General features: G+C 50.0%; 12 protein-coding genes. 7 read left to right on the forward strand and 5 right to left on the reverse strand.

The features are described from left to right. Window positions 1-81 precede the first annotated feature (81 nt). From HWQ67_RS02645 to HWQ67_RS02675, 7 genes are all read left to right on the forward strand, one after another. The gene (locus HWQ67_RS02645) at window positions 82-1,155 is read left to right on the forward strand and encodes a universal stress protein (RefSeq protein ID WP_218251095.1); all 1,074 of its coding nucleotides are present in this window, start codon (window positions 82-84) and stop codon (window positions 1,153-1,155) included. Further along, window positions 1,143-2,417, forward strand: coding sequence for a radical SAM/SPASM domain-containing protein (locus tag HWQ67_RS02650; RefSeq protein WP_218251096.1), 1,275 nt, complete (start codon window positions 1,143-1,145; stop codon window positions 2,415-2,417). The genes HWQ67_RS02645 and HWQ67_RS02650 overlap by 13 nt, the downstream gene beginning before the upstream one ends. A 230-nt stretch (window positions 2,418-2,647) precedes the next feature. Then, on the forward strand, window positions 2,648-4,291 hold the full coding sequence (locus HWQ67_RS02655; RefSeq protein ID WP_218251097.1) for a cytochrome D1 domain-containing protein: 1,644 nt from the start codon (window positions 2,648-2,650) through the stop codon (window positions 4,289-4,291). A gap of 45 nt (window positions 4,292-4,336) precedes the next feature. Further along, window positions 4,337-6,025 carry a nitrite reductase gene (locus HWQ67_RS02660; RefSeq protein WP_218251098.1) on the forward strand — a complete coding sequence of 563 codons (1,689 nt, stop codon included), beginning with the start codon at window positions 4,337-4,339 and terminating at the stop codon, window positions 6,023-6,025. Further along, a complete protein-coding gene (locus tag HWQ67_RS02665; protein ID WP_218251099.1) occupies window positions 6,009-7,166 on the forward strand; it encodes a radical SAM/SPASM domain-containing protein in 1,158 nt (385 codons plus the stop codon). Before HWQ67_RS02660 ends, HWQ67_RS02665 begins: the two co-directional genes overlap by 17 nt. Then, entirely contained in the window at window positions 7,163-8,305 is a 1,143-nt protein-coding gene (locus HWQ67_RS02670) for a cytochrome D1 domain-containing protein (protein ID WP_218251100.1), read from the forward strand. Before HWQ67_RS02665 ends, HWQ67_RS02670 begins: the two co-directional genes overlap by 4 nt. A 136-nt stretch (window positions 8,306-8,441) precedes the next feature. After that, on the forward strand, window positions 8,442-9,434 hold the full coding sequence (locus HWQ67_RS02675) for an Lrp/AsnC family transcriptional regulator (protein WP_218251101.1): 993 nt from the start codon (window positions 8,442-8,444) through the stop codon (window positions 9,432-9,434). A gap of 345 nt (window positions 9,435-9,779) precedes the next feature. On the opposite strand, the gene HWQ67_RS02680 is transcribed toward HWQ67_RS02675, so the two are convergent. The 5 genes from HWQ67_RS02680 to HWQ67_RS02700 form a co-directional block, all read right to left on the reverse strand. Then, the gene (locus HWQ67_RS02680) at window positions 9,780-9,950 is read right to left on the reverse strand and encodes a hypothetical protein (protein ID WP_218251102.1); all 171 of its coding nucleotides are present in this window, start codon (window positions 9,948-9,950) and stop codon (window positions 9,780-9,782) included. A 22-nt stretch (window positions 9,951-9,972) separates the two neighbouring features. Next, window positions 9,973-10,938 (reverse strand): porphobilinogen synthase, encoded by a 966-nt coding sequence (hemB, locus tag HWQ67_RS02685; RefSeq protein WP_218251103.1) that lies wholly within the window; start codon window positions 10,936-10,938, stop codon window positions 9,973-9,975. Window positions 10,939-10,971: 33 nt separating this feature from the next. Then, window positions 10,972-12,534: an HDOD domain-containing protein gene (locus HWQ67_RS02690; protein ID WP_218251104.1), complete on the reverse strand. Its 1,563-nt coding sequence runs from the start codon at window positions 12,532-12,534 to the stop codon at window positions 10,972-10,974. 597 nt (window positions 12,535-13,131) lie between these two features. Then, the gene (locus HWQ67_RS02695; RefSeq protein WP_218251105.1) at window positions 13,132-13,497 is read right to left on the reverse strand and encodes a response regulator; all 366 of its coding nucleotides are present in this window, start codon (window positions 13,495-13,497) and stop codon (window positions 13,132-13,134) included. After that, window positions 13,497-17,035: response regulator (locus tag HWQ67_RS02700; RefSeq protein ID WP_218251106.1), on the reverse strand; the 3,539-nt coding region annotated here is incomplete at its 5' end. The genes HWQ67_RS02695 and HWQ67_RS02700, both read right to left, overlap by 1 nt.

Genomic DNA, 17,035 nt, shown 5'->3' on the forward strand with positions numbered 1-17,035 from the left:
ACACTTTACAATACCGCTCAATTTGTAATACAATGAGACGGTTACTTAATAGACCAGAGATAGAGAGTGAGACGAAACTTTATGATGCAAAAGATAATACTATGCCACGACAACAGTGAACTGTCCGGTGCCTGCGAAGAGGTAACGCTGCAACTGGCACGGTCATTTGGATGCGATGTCGTTGGCATACATGGGTTTAACTCGGTGATGCACGATGGCGCCTTCAGGATAATGGAGCCTACGCTGCCACAGGAGTATCAGAAGGAGGAGATACTGCAACATCAGCGGGCGGTACATGCCACGTTAATCAAGGTGGGCATGGAAAAGATATCCCTGTCGTATCTGAGGCCCTTAGAGGACGATTTTAAGCAGGCCGGGGTGCCCTTCAGACCAAAGGTGTTTGAGGGAAAGAACTTTATTGCCATAAACGAAATGATACAACAGGAGGGCGACGGACTGATCGTCATCGGAGCCGGCGGGTTTAACGCCCTGCAGCGGGGGTTTGTGGGCAGCGTGTGTATGCGGGTTCTCAGAAGCAACGACCGTGATATCCTTGTTGTAAAGCGCCCGACACAACTAAAGGAGCCAAATATCGTAGTCTGCCTCGACGGCAGCGCCTGTGCCATCAATGCCCTCAAGGCGGCAAAGGCCTTTGCGGAGAAGTACTCGGGCAACCTGCATCTTGTATACGCCTTTGACTCCTCCCTGCACAAGGACCTCTTTAACAGACTCAAGGACTCCGTCATAAACGCCGAGGGATTTTCCTTCAACTCCCAACAGCAGGAGAAGATACACGACGAGTTCATAGACAAGGGGCTTGAGAGGGTCGGCTACATGATCCTGGACAAGGCCGAGCGGGACGTCTTTAGCGGCAACAGTCTCAGTGCCAGGTTTTCGGAGGGCTGGGGGCTTGTGCCGGAAGATGTGCAGGTGGCAGGGGTCAGGGTCATCAAGAAGGTCTTTGCCGGATACATATATAAGAGCATCTGCGACTATGCCGCCGAGGTCAATGCCGATATGATTTTCATCGGACGCACGGGCAGACATTACGCCGAGGGGGTTGACCTTGGTTCGGTGACGGAGAACGTCTTAAGATACGCACCATGTAGTGTGTTCATCACGCAGAAGGAGCAAAACAAGGGATGGCAGATATAAATAACGGCAAATCAACAGACAAATCACAGGACTACAAGCCCTACATCGTGTCATGGAACCTGACCGGCCAGTGTAATCTCTTTTGCCCGCACTGCTACATGGATGCCAGGGAGAGGGCGGCAGGTGAACTGACAACCCAGGAGGCAAAAGGAGTCATCGATGGCCTGCACCGCTTAAACCCCAATATCATGCTGGTACTAACAGGTGGAGAGCCGATGCTGCGGGATGACATATATGAACTTGTGGAGTACTCCGCCGACCATGGATTTATCACCGTTATGGGATCAAACGGTACGCTACTGACAAAGGACAATCTCAAGAGGTTAAAGAACGCCGGCCTCAAGGGACTGGGTATCAGCATAGACTCGGTTAGCCCCACCTATCACGACTCGTTTCGCTTGTACTACGGGGCATGGAACTTATCGACAGAAGCATTGAAGTTTGGCAGGGAAGTTGATCTCCAGACACAGGTGGATGTTACGGTAACGGACAGAAACTACAATGATATCGAGGAATTTGTTGAGATGGCCATAAGGCTTGGAGCCAAGGCGGTCAATTTCTTCTTTTTAGTGTGCACGGGCAGGGCCAGGAAAGAATTCATATCCACGGAGAACTATGAGACAGTCCTGAGAAAGATCGCAAGCATCTCCGACACGGAAAAAAGAATCATGGTCAGGGCGCGTTGTGCCCCACACATATACCGAATACTGCACGAGGACAACGTGCATATTCCGCAGGGGACGAGGGGTTGTCTTGCCGGGCGGTTATACATGCGGGTAGACCCCGTGGGAAACGTCACGGCGTGTCCATACATGCCCGACACCCTGGGTAACGTCAAGGACCGCTCCATCGTGGATATCTGGACGGATTCCCAAAAACTAACCCTCCTGCGTGACGGTCAGTACAAGGGCAGGTGCGGACGCTGTGAGTACACGGAGATATGTGGCGGGTGCAGGGCACGGGCATTGGCTCAGTACGGCGACTTTATGGAGGAGGACTCCCTCTGTCTGTACGAACCAGCAGGAAAAGACAGGGTCACCGGTAAGGATAAGGTCGAACTCGATGACAACTTTCAGGGATCAATTGCCTGGGATGACGCCGCAAAGGCAAGGATGAAACGGACTCCGGCATTTATGAAAAATATGATCATCGGACTGATAGAAAAGAAGGCCAAAGAAATGGGTGTTACACTCATAACCTCGGAGTTTGTCGATGAGATCAAATCTAAGGACTACTCCAGGATTCACGAAAAAAAGATCTGACTATGCTGTTGACAACAAGTTGCTAATATGTATATAATCCTCTATGTTGCTTTTAGTGACTAAGATTACACCTCAAAAACGGTCCGGGTTGATAGCGAATTTAAGGAAAGTACAAATTAAGGAAAGCGAAAAAACACCGTCTTTCGATGGTTAATTTTTTTATAAGGAGGTCATACAGAGGATTGGGGTTAATCCCAGCATAAGGTTGGCCAGGTCCTCTGGAAGAGCGTATGGTACAAAAATTTTTAGTCAGTGCGTTTGTGTTACTGCAGATGATGGTCTTTAGCATCTCATTTGCAGCGGAAACTGCTCCAAAGCAAGCTGCTCCACCAATTACGGCTGAGGAGATGACAAAGGCATCTGTTATTTATTTTGACAGATGCGCCGGTTGTCACGGAATGTTAAGGAAGGGTGCTACAGGGTCTGCCCTTACCCCGGACAAGAGTATCGCAATAGGTACGGAGAATCTGAAGATCATTATGGATGCCGGTCTTCCCGGTGGAATGCCGGATTGGGGCAAACAGGGTGTTATGTCGCCAGCAGATATAGACCTCGTAGCAAGGTTTATCCAACACGAGCCGCCATCACCACCTGAGATGACAATGGACCAAATGAAGAAGTCCTTGAAAGTCACCCTGCAGCCTGCCAGCAGACCAAGCAAACCCGAACACCCGCTTAACTGGCAGAACTTCATGGGAGTCGTCCTCAGGGATACCGGAAAGGTTGCCATTATTGACGGCGATACAAAGAAACTCGTCTCTATTGTAGACACGGGATTTGCCGTGCATATACTAAGGTCATCGGCCTCAGGCAGATTCTTCTACTCAATAGGAAGGGACGGCAAGGTAACACTCATAGACCTGTGGCTTAAGACCCCCGATAAGGTGGCTGAGGTCAAGACCTGCTATGATGCCAGGTCAATAGAGACCAGCAAGTACAAGGGCAAGGAAGGTGACTTTATCGACAAGCTTGCCATTATCGGATGCTACTGGCCATCCAGCATGGTAGTTCTCAACGGTGAGACACTCGAGCCGATGAAGGTTGTATCAACCAGCAGCTATACCTATGATACCAACGAATTTCTCAGAGAGGCAAGGGTTGCCTCAATCGTTGCCGCTCCGTATGACCCCATATGGGTTGTTAACATAAAAGAGTCCGGACAGACATGGCTGGTCAACTACTCCGATCTGAAAAACATGAAGATATCGATGATAGAGACCGAGAGATTTCTGCATGACGGAGGCTGGGACAGCACCAAGAGATACTTCCTCGTTGCAGCAAATATGAGAAACAAGGTGGCTGTTGTTGACACGGTAGAGGGTAAGATGACCGCACTCGTTGAGACGGGAGTTAAACCCCACCCCGGCAGAGGTGCCAATATAGAACACCCCACCTATGGCCCAATATGGTGCACAGGACACTTGGGAGAGAACACCGTAGCATGTATCGGTACCGACCCCAAGAAACATCCACAACACGCCTGGAAGGTCGTTAAAAAGATCAAACTCCCCGGTGACGGCGGCGGTAATCTCTTTGTAAAGACACACCCGTCATCAACATGGATGTGGGCGGATAGAACGCTCAATCCTGATGTCAAGTTACAGAGGTCCATTTTTGCAATCGACAAGAAGACACTTGAGGTCGTAAAGACTATCGAACTGCCAGAAAAACATAAAGGGAGAGCAGTACACTTCGAGTTCGACAAGGATGGCAAAGAGGTATGGGTATCAGCTTGGGGTAAAAAGACCGAACCAAGCGCAATCCTCGTCTATGACGACAAGACCTTCAATCTGGTAAGCGAAATCACAGGCGACTGGGTAAGAACCCCAACCGGACACTTTAACGTATATAACACCACTCACGATGTATACTAACACTGTGACGTACTTGACCCTTAACGGGGCGTCAGACTAGGGCCAATGGCAAAGGCTGCAAAAGCAATTGCCATTGTGCTCCTGATACTGCTCCCTTCTCTGTCCTTTGGTGGCGGGGAAGGTGAACAGTATCAAAAGTACTGTGGCGCCTGTCACGGAACAGACAAACTCGGCGTTACGGCTTCCCCTCTGCTGCCGCAACTGCTCACCAGATATTCCGATGAACGACTCACCTCAATTATAAGAAAAGGCCTGCCGGCAACTCAGATGCCATCCTGGCCCGATATGAATGACGACGAAGTAAAAGCCATAATATCCTATATCAGAAAACCGGTAACCGTAAAATGGACAACACAGGATATCGAAAAAAGCATCACCCTGCAGGAAGTAAATCCCGTGCGGATAGAGAGCTTCAAACGTATTCATAACATCAAGGACATAACCGCCGTAGTGGAGCGGGGCAATGGCAGCGTATGGATAATGACGGGCGACCGGATGGTAGACTCCTTCAAGTTTGGAAACGTCCACGGCGGGGGCAAGTTCGATACGAAGGGGACGATGTTCTTCCTGCCCTCCCGCGACGGCTGGGTGGCCAAGTACAACCTCACCGAAGAGCGATACGTCGGAAAGGTGCGACCTTGCGTCAACCTCCGAAACATAAGCCTCTCCAACGACGGCAAACACGTCCTGGCGGCATGTCTCATCCCGCAGAATATATTCATCCTCGACACAGCAACCCTCAAACCCGTAAAGACCATTGAAAACGTCGGCAAAATAAGTGCCATCTACGAGCAATACTCCAGCGACAAGGCTATCTTTACCACAAAGGATAAGCCACAGATAGGACTGCTGGACACCGCTACCTTCAACGTCGAATACATAAAGACGGAAGTGTCCTTTGAGGACTTCTTTATCGACCCCCTTGAGAGATACATTGTGGGCAGCTCCAGAGAAAAAAGCCTGCTTGTCGTCCTTGACCTCAAGACAAAAAAAACCGTCTTTGAACACAAGATCGAAAGTATGCCTCACCTGGCCTCTGCCTCTTTCTGGTACGACAAGGGTGACTTCTATTTCGCCACACCACACATCCTCAAACCATACATATCCCTGTGGAAGATGTACAACTGGGGCTTCGTCAAAAATATTGATATCGGCGGGGAGGGTTTCTTTGTCCGTACCACGCCCGCCTCACCATACCTCTGGATGGACAACGGCACCGACACCCTCACCCTCATCGATAAAAAGACCCTTGCCCTGAAATATCTGACCCCCAGAAAAGGAAAAAAAGCCACTCACACGGAATTCTCCGGCGATGGCAAGATCGCTTATATCAGCATCTTTGAACAAGACGGCTCCCTCGTCCTGTACGACTCCGCAACCCTCAAGGAACTCAAGAGCTTTAAGGCCAATCTCCCGGTTGGAAAATACAATTTTGTCCATAAATCAAGATCGTATGAAAAGTATCAGCTAGGCCGTGAACTATACATGGAAAAGTGCTGGGGCTGTCATCACACCACAAGCGAGGCATTTGGCCCTGCCTTTTCAAAGATCGTGAGGGAGAGACCGGAGTCAATCATACGACAACAACTGACAGACCCCGAAGCCACTGCCAAAAAGCTCGGCTACAAGCGCAGCGTTATGCCAAAGATAGACCTCAAACCGGAGGAACTGGATGTGCTAATGAGGTTCGTTGAGGAATTCAAAAAATCGGGCGAAGATGCTCAGGATAACTGATTTTCTAAGGGAGAGCATCGGCAAGGGAGTCAATGGCGGTGGTGCCGTGGATACTGGTACTATGGATGCCGGCGTAAAAGCCCCTGTTGTCGTGTGCATCTGGAACCTCACCAACTACTGCAACCTCTCATGCAGACACTGTTACTCATCCGCTAAGACCCTTACAGACCAAACGGATACAGGCAACGCAGAAATGAATGCGTTGACTCTCTCCGAAATAATGACCATCATCCCCTCGTTGTATGACAACGGCATACGATGTGTCATCCTCTCAGGCGGTGAACCTCTGCTGCGGGAGGATATCTTTGACATTGCACAGGAGCTCAAGGACGCCGGAATAATGACGGCACTTTCGACAAACGGTCTCCTGATTAATGAGGGCCTGAAAGACAAAATAACACGGTGTTTCGATTACGTGGGCGTCAGTATTGACGGCCTCCCGCAGGTACATGACTCCTTCAGGGGGTTAAGCGGCGCCTATGGCCGGAGCATCGATGCCCTGCGGATGTGTATGGACTGGGGGCTGGACGTGGGACTACGCTTTACCCTGTCGCAGGCAACCTATGGAAGCCTGGGGCACATATTTGATGTCGTAGAGCGACAACAGTTTCCAAAACTCTACATATCGCACCTGGTGTACTCGGGTCGTGGGGGGATGCTCGAAGACCTCGACAAGGCAACATACAGGTCAGCGGTGGAGTACATCATCCAAAAGACCCTGTCATACATAGAACGTGATATAAACGTAAAGGTCATTACGGGCAATAACGACTCCACGGCGGTTGCCTTGCTTGACATTGTGAGGCAACGATACTCCACCCCGGCATACGACGCACTCTATGACCGATTGCGGCGTTGGGGTGGCAATCAGGCCGCAGTCGCCTTGGTCAACATAGACTACAAGGGCGATGTCAAGGCTGACCCGTTTTACCGGGAAGTTGCAGGCAACATCAGGCAACGGGACTTTGGCGACATCTGGAACAATAGCCCGTTTTTCAAACAACTCAGACAAACCCCGCGTAAGCTCAAAGGTCGCTGTGGTGGTTGCCGGTACATCGACATCTGCAACGGCAACTCACGGGCAAGGGCTTTTTCCATACACGGGGATTACTACGCGGAGGACCCGGCATGTATCCTATGAGAGAAAAGACAAGAAAGAAAGGGGCGGCTCCGCCCCCCTTCAGAACCCCCTGCAAGGGGGCCAGCCCCCTTGACCCCATTATACTATACCTTATTACTCTGTTTTGTAGCGTGTTATTGTTTTTTAGCGGCAATGCGTCAGCCGAAAAGGTCTTTGTTGTTGAGAGAGAGCGAGAGGCGCTTGCGTTGATCGAAGATGGCAAGTTACTTAGGGAGATATCGGGGGTTAAGAATCTCAATCACGCTACTGTCAAATTTCACAAGGGATTTCTGTATGTCATAAGCAGGGATGGTTTCTTGTCTAAGGTTGACCTGGGTACGTATGAGGTTGTAAAGAGCGTCAAAACGGGCAAGAGCGGGATAGGGTTTATATTCTGCGGCGGTTTTATTGGTGTGGCAAACTACGACCCAAAGGATGTTGTGATACTTGACGAGGCTCTCAATACGGTGAAGGTTATAGAGACGGGGTCGCGAAACGTTGGTATAAAGTGCAGGGACAACCTGCTGATCTATGCCCTGATGGATGACGACCAGATATGGATGCATGACGTCAGTAAGAACCATGAGAAGGTCAAGGAGATCAAGACAAAGGGGGAGATGCCCTTTGATGCCTTCCTCAGTGACAATATCTATGTGACGGGCTTTTTTAAGGGCGGTGTTGGGATCGTTGACCTTGATACGTTTAAGTATACGGAAAAGGAGACAAAGGCAGGCAGCGATACAGTCTTTAAGATACCGCATTTCGGGACGTGGGGGGTGCTCAATCAGAGGGCCTTTATCCCGGCGGTTGGAGAAAAGAAGCTGTACATACTAGACATGAAGGACTTTGGTTATATCAGCTCGATAGACTTGGTTGGTTTACCCGTGTTTGTGGTAGTCTCCCCGGACAAGAAATACATAGCCGTCAACTACAGCGGGGACAAGGATGACTATGTTTCGGTAATCGACCCGCAGACCAATAAAGTAATCAAGACCATAAGCGCCGGTAAACGGGTGATGCACCTTAGATTTTCCCACGACAGCAAATCGCTCTATGTTTCGTCGTACTTTGAAAATGCGCTCAAGACTTTCAGCGTTGATACGTGGGATGTGACTGCCACGGTGAGTGTGCCCACCCCGTCGGGGGTATTCATCCCGTGATGCAGCAGTGTCTTAAGAAGGGGTCAAGGGGACTGGTCCCCTTGCAGGGGAGGTCAAGGAGGGGGCAGAGCCGCCCTCCTTGCGGGGGGTTAGGGGGCAGAGCCCCCCTCTCTTCTCACTGGATGAAAGGTTAGCGATGGACATTAAAGTAATCAAAGCGTTAGAAGAAGGCATCCCCCTTGTAACGGAGCCGTTTAAGGAGATGGCCCAGGGCTTGGGGATTACCGAAGCCGAGTTTATCGACACGCTGAGGAGGCTAAAGACCGACAGGATTGTCAGACAGATATCGCCGATCTATGAGACAAGGATGCTCGGCTACAAGAGCTCGCTTGTGGCATTTAAGGCCGAAGACAGTCAGATCGAACACGCAGCAGGGGTGATAAACTCATATCCCGGAGTCAGCCACAACTATCTCAGAGACCATGACTTCAATCTGTGGTTTACGATAGCGGTTCCCCCTGATTCCAGTTATAACCTGACTGAGACGGTTCGTCTTATTGCCGAAAGGGCCGGTGTTGAACATTACATGCTGTTAGAGTCAAAGACGATCTTCAAGATCGGCGTAAAGCTCGCCAGACGCAGCGAAATCAGCGAAAAAGAAGAAGTTACGACCTCCGGCAGGGTCTTCAGTCCCCTGGATGACACCGACAAGCGTGTGATTAGGGTCACGCAGGTGGATATCCCCCTGGTGTCGAGGCCGTTTGCGCACTTTGCAGAGATTGCCCAGATGGATGAAGCAGTTCTGATAGGTAAACTGAAAGAGTTATTGCAACGCGGGGTGATCAGGCGTTATGCGGCGGTGCTGTATCACAGAAACATCGGCTTTAGAGCCAACGGCATGGTGGTCTGGGCCGTGGAGCCGGAGATGCTCCAGGAGACGGGTCGCAAGATGGCCTCATACATGGCCGTGTCGCACTGCTACGAACGCTCCGTCACCGATATGTGGCAGTATGGTTTGTTTACGATGATACACGCCAAGAGCACCGAAGAACTGCAACAAATCGTCGATACGATAAGCAGGGAAACAAACGTGGCGAACTACAGAATCCTGTATTCCACCAGGGAATTTAAGAAGGCACGGCCAAAATACTTCACCGACGACTACTATCAATGGGAAAAGACGATTTAGCTAACATCCTGTCGGCACGGTAGCACCACAATCAACCGTGGTTGCCGGGATTTAGGCAACTTTTATACCTTCATAAATATGGCATTGTTATTATTTTGACAATGTCACATTACAATCTCTGCATATAAAGATGTCTGAACCACGATTTAACGGCCCGGCAACTGTAAGGAGCTGTCTGACAATTGGGATTATCAGGATTTATGTTCGAGCAGACCTTATTCTTTTTTCCTGTGAATCCTTTAATCTGCGTAATCCTAGTTCAGACAATCCCTATTTTTCTCTAATCTGACATTGTCAAATTATGCTTGTTCGTGCATTAATTACCCTCCGTCATACTAAGCATCCCTATCTGTCATCCACCACGTGTAGCCCCCTCACGCCGGTAATGGCACTTGAGCGTCTTGCAACGGCCATCTTTTGTACCGCTTCAGAGACAAGAAAACGACCACCCAAGCACCTACGAACCCAAACAATGGCCGTGTGTTGCATGAGCACGGTTGACAGGGGTGCTACCAAAAATATATTGGGAGAGTTACAGTTAAAGTAACCTGGCGGCGTCCTTTGCGAAGTAGGTTATGATGATATCGGCCCCGGCGCGCTTTATAGACAGCAGCATCTCCATCATAACGGCGTTGTAGTCGATCCACCCGCGCTCTGCCGCGGCCACTACCATGGAGTACTCGCCCGAAACGTTGTAGGCACAAACGGGGACGTCACAGGTCTCCCTGACGGCAGCGATGACATCGAGGTAGGCCAGGGCCGGTTTGACCATGACGATGTCCGCCCCCTCTTCGATGTCGATGGCGACCTCCTTAAGTGCCTCACGCCTGTTTGCGGGGTCCATCTGGTGATGCCGCCTGTCACCAAACTGCGGTGTTGAATCGGCCGCCTCGCGGAATGGTCCGTAGAAGGCCGAGGCATACTTGGCGGCATAGCTCATGATTGGCACCGAGCTAAATCCCTCCCTGTCCAGTGTGGTGCGTATGGCGTAGACCCTGCCATCCATCATGTCAGAGGGTGCGACCATCTGTGCCCCGGCACGGGCGTGTGAGACCGCCTCCTTGCAGAGTAACTCAAGCGTGGCGTCGTTGTCTATCCTGCCGTCACTGGTAACGCCACAATGTCCATGACTTGTATACTCACACAGACACACATCCGTGATAACGTACAACTCCGGCACGGCATCCCTGATGGCCCTGACCGCCTCCTGGACAACACCATCGGGGTCATATGCACCGGAAGCAAACTCGTCCTTGTGCGGGGGGATGCCAAAGAGAATCGTTGCCGGGATGCCAAGCTCTTTCAACTGCCTGGCCGATTTTACGATTTCGTCTGTGGATTCCTGAAAACACCCGGGCATCGAAGTAATCGCCCTCTTGACACCCCTGCCAAAGGTGGCAAATAACGGATACACAAAGTCCGCAGGCGACACAACCGTCTCTCTCACCATCTTTCTAAGTCCGGCGCTTGCACGCAGCCTCATAGGTCGCTTTATCTGAATCATCCGGTTACTCCTTTTTAGTGTGAAAAATCGTTCTTATGTGTAATGCTTGATGGCCAACATGGCCTGATTTCTGAGCGTCTTTACGTATCTCAGACGCTTGGGTTGCGGCGCCTTTTGGTCAACGTCTGCCCAATCTCCATAGATCACGGCTACGGGGACCTTCTTCAGCGTAATGGGGATTACGATAAACGTCCGGACATCAAATGTAGTGCGCAACCACGTGGGTATGCAAGACTGCACCTCAATATCATAGACGTTATTGATAAGGACAATGGAATCCTTATTGAGCGATATATTAAAGACGTCATCCGATGAGCTTTCAATCTGGAATCGAAACCCTTTAACGAGCTTGCCTATGTCCTGACCAAAGCCAAAACGACCTTCCATGTATGATTCCTTCGCAGTCTTTATGCCGATAATAATATGTGAACATTCCATGCCCCGATACAAGACCTCCAGGATCATCCGCAGTATGTCATTTAAGGAGAAGCTCTCAAGCATGGCATTGGCTATCTCCAGTATTCCCTTTGTGAGTATGTCGTCGGGGGTCAGCACCTGCGAGGTCTCCTCTTCGCCATCAAGCAGGCTGTCAAGTATCTGCATAGGGTGTTTTGCAGCAGCGTCAGAGAGTTTCTTATCCTTTTTTAAGCCTTCGGGTCCTTTTAGCAGCAGGCCCAGATTTTGCAAAAAGTGACTGTTGTCCATGCTAAAACCGAAGTTATCACAGTAGGACTTTATTTCGCTATATGATACCTCAAGTACATCTGCGAGGGTCTTTTCGCCGGAGCGGAAGCAAACATCAAATCGGTGCTTAAAGGTGGCCAATGTCTTTTCCCAATCATCGGGCTTTGCCTTGTTGATCAGCTCACACAATTTATTTGAGAGCAGGACAAGAGACCTTATGTTTTCCATATCGGTCGTGGGTTTGACGAGCTTGTACAGGGGGATTTTGCGCATACAATAGACAATGCTATCGGAAAAGTTCCAGTTCTTGGCCACCTCCATGCCGACGGTATCGTAGGATGCCCTTGTAACATCAGGAGCTGCCTCATCCTCGGTAATATCCTGAGCGGCGGCAAGTTCCTTTATCTTTCTCTGTTCCTCAGGCAGGTAGAATCTGATCAGCAACTTCCCCAGGTCGTGAAAGATAGAGCATATAAAGGCCTCCTCTATGTCCTTGATGCCCAGCTTTTTGCCCATCTCCTTTGCCACAACGCCACTCATAAAGGAGATTATAAATGCCTCCCTGAGTTCCAGGGCCAGGGACTTGTTCTTGATATGCTCAAACAACATAAGAGACAGGGCGGCATCCCTTATCTTGCCAAATCCCAGTATATAGACGGCACGAGAGACCGTGTTGATCCTCCCTGCCCCGTGATACTTGATGTAAAAGGCGGTATTGACCATCCTGAGCAACTTATTGGACAGGGCAAAATCATCCAGTATGGTGTTTGTAAGTTCCGTTACTGAGGCATCGCTGTCAGAGGAAGTCTGCTTACTAACAAGTGCAACGGTCCGGGACATTGCAGGGAAATCCTTGTTCGCATTGATTATATCTAACAGCCGAACTACTATTGGTATCTTCTTACCTATCATTTTTTATCTTACGTACAGGCTAACATTTTTGGGGGCGAAAAGTAAACATGTCAGGGCAATTGCATTTGACCGTTTAACAACCCATAAAAATTTCTAATACGATTGCCCTATGCAAAAGTATACGGTATCCTCTCAAAAAAGCAGGGTAATTTTTATTTCACGTTTAACAGGCTATGGATTCCTGCTTTCGCAGGAATGACAGTTACGGACGTTTTCCAAGTGTGTCATTCCTGGCTTGACCAGGAATCCAGGATGCGTAAAAGTATAGTTACCATGAAATATAAAGAGGATACATTAGTTTGACAATGTCATATTACAAACTCTGCAATTAAAAGATGTCTGAACCACGATTTAACGGATTAAGGGATTATCAGGGTTTGTGTTAAAGAAGACCTCATGTCTTTATCCTGTAAATCCTTTAATCTGCCCTGCGACCGTAGGGAGCAAAGTGATCAATTCTAGTTCAGACAATCCCTGATGTTTACTTGAATGTGACATTGTCAAATTAGAAACCATATTGCAAACATGCCTCAGAGAGTTACACATACTCTATGCGCCTGCTCTCTTACCTCACAGAGATTTTCACGGTAAAAAGGCTTAGGACGCCTTTGTCAGGGAATCAACGGCGGCAAGGAATTCCTTGTACCTGATGGGTTTGGATATGTAGGCGTCGCAGCCTGCCTCAATCATGCGTTCTTCGTCGCCTTTCATGGCAAATGCCGTCAGGGCGATAATCTTTATGTCTTTGGTGGTTTCATTGTTTTTCAGCAATTTGGTTGCGGTAAGGCCATCCATCCCCGGAAGCTGTATGTCCATAAGGATCATGGTGGGCCTTTGCTCTATGGCGATCTTGATTCCAGCATCGGCGTCAGTGGCCTGAAGGACTGTGTATCCCTGGCGACGCAGGATGTCTGAGGCCAGTTTCATGTTCATCGGGTTGTCCTCTATGATCAAGATATTCATTAATTTAATCGCTTTTTAGCGCCTCCTTTTTTCTGCATAAGAGATTCTATGTTTCTGAGAAAGTCGTCCTTGCTGGATTGTCCCTTTTCAAAGATCGTGACTACCTTGCTCTGCAAATCTTGTCGTTCGTCCTTTGTCAGCACCTTGGCCGTCATGATGACCACCGGGATGTCTCTGGTGCCCTCGTTTTGCTTGAGTTCCTGGAGGACTTCAAAGCCGCTCATTTCCGGCATCATCAGATCGAGGACTATGAAGTCAGGCTTTCTGACTATAGCGGTATACAGTCCCTCTTTACCCCCATACTCTTTTAGTATTTCATATGAGGTGGAGTCAAAATAGGAGGAGATGATCTTTATCGCCTTGGGATCGTCATCAATCAGCAATATCTTGAGCTTGGAACCTCTCTTGGCCGAGTCGGTAAGTGAATTTACCAGGGTGAGCATCTCTTGTCTTGAGACCGGCTTTTTCAAAAAGGCGTTGGCACTCAGCGATGTACCCTTGTCGCTCTCCGCAATTGACGATACCACTATTACAGGGATATCCGCAAACTCATAATTGGCCGCCTTCTCATCGAGAAAGGCAAAGCCGTCCATTTCCGGCATCATCAGGTCGAGACAGATAAGGGCGGGCTTAAATTGCGACATCAAAGCCAGAGCCTCTTTTCCGTTTGCCGCAGACATCACCTTGTAACCCTCATACTCCAGGAAGTGTTTCAAAAGCGCCACCTGAGCGGCATTGTCCTCAACGATCAGGATAAACGGGTCATTCTGTGCAACGACAGTTGGCTTCGTCTCTGCCGGTGTATCCGTCGATTTTTCAGCCGCTCCATGGGAAGGGACAAGGGAATGCGTGTATGTGATGCCAGTTTCCTTCCGTGCAACAGGGGCAGTCGCAGCCGCCTTGCCACGCAGTGCCCGTCTGGCATCGGAGAGCAGATCGGAACTGCTGAAGCTGCCTTTTTGGACGATCTTCAGCACACTACTGTTAAGGGCCTCGCGGTCCTCGTCGGTTATTATCTTTGCCGTGAGGATAATGATGTTTATTCCCGCGGTCTCGGGCATATCCTTGAGGGTATGTACGACGTCAAAGCCGGTGACATCGGGCATCATCAGATCGAGCACCAGCAGGTCGGGCAATTGCGTCCTGGCAGTATCAATCCCCTCCCTACCGCTATATGCCCGTAGCACGGTACACCCCTCGGCCTTGAGGTAGCTCGATACTATTTCCACTGCCTTGGGGTCATCATCGACCACGAGTACCGTCAGCGGTCTTTGGATATCTTGTGGCAGATTATCCTTATGTAGTCTGACTACTGCCAGCAGGTCTTCCCTTGATACCGGCTTCTGCAACACGCTGGAGGCGCCCATGGAAAACCCCTTGTTTTCATCCGCCACTACCGATAAGATTATCACCGGTATTTGGGCGATTTTCCTGTTTGCCCGGAGCCTTTCAAGGAACTCCCAACCGTGCATGTCCGGCAGCAGGATATCAAGGGTGATGAGGTCGGGTTGTTCTCTTTCGGCTATATCAAGCCCCTTCTGCGCAGTGGAAGCCACTATCGTACTGTAGCCCTCCGATTCCAGTTGAGGCCGTATGAGGTCCACCGACTTTGGGTCATCCTCCACGATCAACACCAGCGGGGTGTATGAACAAGTGATACCCTTATCAGGGTCTTTCTTCTCATTTTTGCATAAATTTGCAAGCATTTTTTCCTCTGAGTCGGCCATGTCGCTTTCCCGTCTGTAGGGTATCCGGACGGTGAAACAACTGCCCTTGCCTTCCTGGCTCTGGACACCTACCGTGCCGCCGTGCAACTCAACCAGGCGCTTGACCATGGCCAGTCCCAACCCCGTGCCCTCATATCGACGCGAGAGGGAGCCATCGATCTGCTCAAAGGGTCTGAACAGCCTTTTTATTCCCTCCTCCGATATCCCAATACCCGTGTCTGAAACGGATATCTCCACAAACTCCCTGTCCTCCAGATATACCGCACGCACTGATAGGGTAACGGTACCCTTATCGGGGGTGAACTTCACGGCGTTTGACAGGAGGTTGTAGACCACCTGTTTGGTCTTTCTTGAATCCAGGTACACATAGTCGATATCCTGTTGTACTTCTATCATGAGCTTTATGCCGTGGGCCATTGCCTTTTCCTTGACAATAGAGAGGCTGTTGTCAAGCAGGGCGCCAATGCTGACCCTTTCCAGGTCCAGGGTCATTTTTCCTGCCTCTATCTTTGAGAGATCGAGGATGTCGTTTATGAGTGACAGCAGGTGCTGTCCGCTGGTAAAGATATCGTTTGCGTATTCCGTTTGTTCTTCGGAGAGGTCGCCCAACATGCCGTCCTTGAGCACTTCCGAAAAACCGATGATGGCATTGAGTGGCGTTCGCAGCTCATGGGACATGTTGGCCAGGAACTCGGACTTCAGTCTGTTGGACTCCTCCAGTTGGAGGTTCTTATGCACTATCTCATCGCCCCGGGCCTTGATCTGTGCCGAAAGCTCCTGCATGTCGCTGTACTGTCTGAGGTTCTGGAGTGAGATGCCTATATTTGAGGCAAGGCTCTGCGTAAACGCCCTGTCATGCTCTCCCAGTGGCGCTATGGATGCTATCACCAGGACGCCCACTATCTGTTTTTGATAAAAGACCGGTTGGATGACTATGGCCTTTGGTGTTATCGTAAGTATGCCCGTCTCTATTACAAGTGGGAACTGAGCTGAACCCTCTATTTCTATGGCGGAGGCATTGACAACGGCCTGCCCTACGATTGCTTCGTTTATATCAAATTCGGCGCTGATGGTACCGGATAGCCCGTAGGATGCCTCAAGTATGAGCTTGCCCCTCCACTCGTCGTATGCGTAAAAGGCAGAGCAGGGGAATGGAAGCGCCTCCGCCAACAGCGGCAGCATGTTTTGCAGGGCCTGTTTCTGGTCAAAGGTCGAACTGAACAACGACAACACCTTGGCAAACGTCTTGTCGTAGCGAGCCCGCAGTTCCAGTTCTCCGGTTTTTTTCTCCAGGTCAAACTCTGCCAGCTTTCTTGGTGTCACGTCATACTTCATTGCCACAAAGTTTGTTATCTCTCCCTTATCGTCCTTGATTGGGGTGATGATAGCGTCTTCGTAGTAGATTTCGCCGTTTTTTCTCTTGTTAATAACCTCCCCGTGCCAGACGCTGCCATCGAGGATGGTTGCCCACATTTGCTTGTAAAACTCCTTGGTCTGCTTACCGGACTTCAGTATTCGCGGGGTTTTTCCGATAGCTTCGGCACGGGTGTAGCCGGTGCCTCGTTCAAAGGCGGGGTTGACGTATTCAATCCTGCCGGTGCGGTCTGTGATCACCACCGACTCGGCAGACTGTTCAATGGCATTGAAGAGCTTTTGCATCTCCCGCTCAACCTTTATCCGGTCAGAGATGTCACGGATGATGCCGTTAAATATCCGCCCGGCAGGCGTTATGCTTTCGTTGAGCGGGAGATGCAAAAGCTCTTCAATGCCATTGAACAGTCTGCCGAGTCGGTGGTGATCACAGACCGCAC

Source organism: Candidatus Magnetobacterium casense (genome assembly GCF_019173545.1).
Lineage (GTDB): Bacteria > Nitrospirota > Thermodesulfovibrionia > Thermodesulfovibrionales > Magnetobacteriaceae > Magnetobacterium > Magnetobacterium cryptolimnobacter.

Bases quoted from the DNA above. Each gene is read 5' to 3' on its own strand.
- hemB (WP_218251103.1), bottom strand. From the start codon at position 10,938: ATGATTCAGATAAAGCGACCTATGAGGCTGCGTGCAAGCGCCGGACTT.
- HWQ67_RS02690 (WP_218251104.1), bottom strand. From the start codon at position 12,534: ATGATAGGTAAGAAGATACCAATAGTAGTTCGGCTGTTAGATATAATC.
- HWQ67_RS02660 (WP_218251098.1), top strand. From the start codon at position 4,337: ATGGCAAAGGCTGCAAAAGCAATTGCCATTGTGCTCCTGATACTGCTC.
- HWQ67_RS02695 (WP_218251105.1), bottom strand. From the start codon at position 13,497: ATGAATATCTTGATCATAGAGGACAACCCGATGAACATGAAACTGGCC.
- HWQ67_RS02665 (WP_218251099.1), top strand. From the start codon at position 6,009: ATGCTCAGGATAACTGATTTTCTAAGGGAGAGCATCGGCAAGGGAGTC.
- HWQ67_RS02650 (WP_218251096.1), top strand. From the start codon at position 1,143: ATGGCAGATATAAATAACGGCAAATCAACAGACAAATCACAGGACTAC.
- HWQ67_RS02645 (WP_218251095.1), top strand. From the start codon at position 82: ATGATGCAAAAGATAATACTATGCCACGACAACAGTGAACTGTCCGGT.
- HWQ67_RS02655 (WP_218251097.1), top strand. From the start codon at position 2,648: ATGGTACAAAAATTTTTAGTCAGTGCGTTTGTGTTACTGCAGATGATG.
- HWQ67_RS02675 (WP_218251101.1), top strand. From the start codon at position 8,442: ATGGACATTAAAGTAATCAAAGCGTTAGAAGAAGGCATCCCCCTTGTA.
- HWQ67_RS02670 (WP_218251100.1), top strand. From the start codon at position 7,163: ATGAGAGAAAAGACAAGAAAGAAAGGGGCGGCTCCGCCCCCCTTCAGA.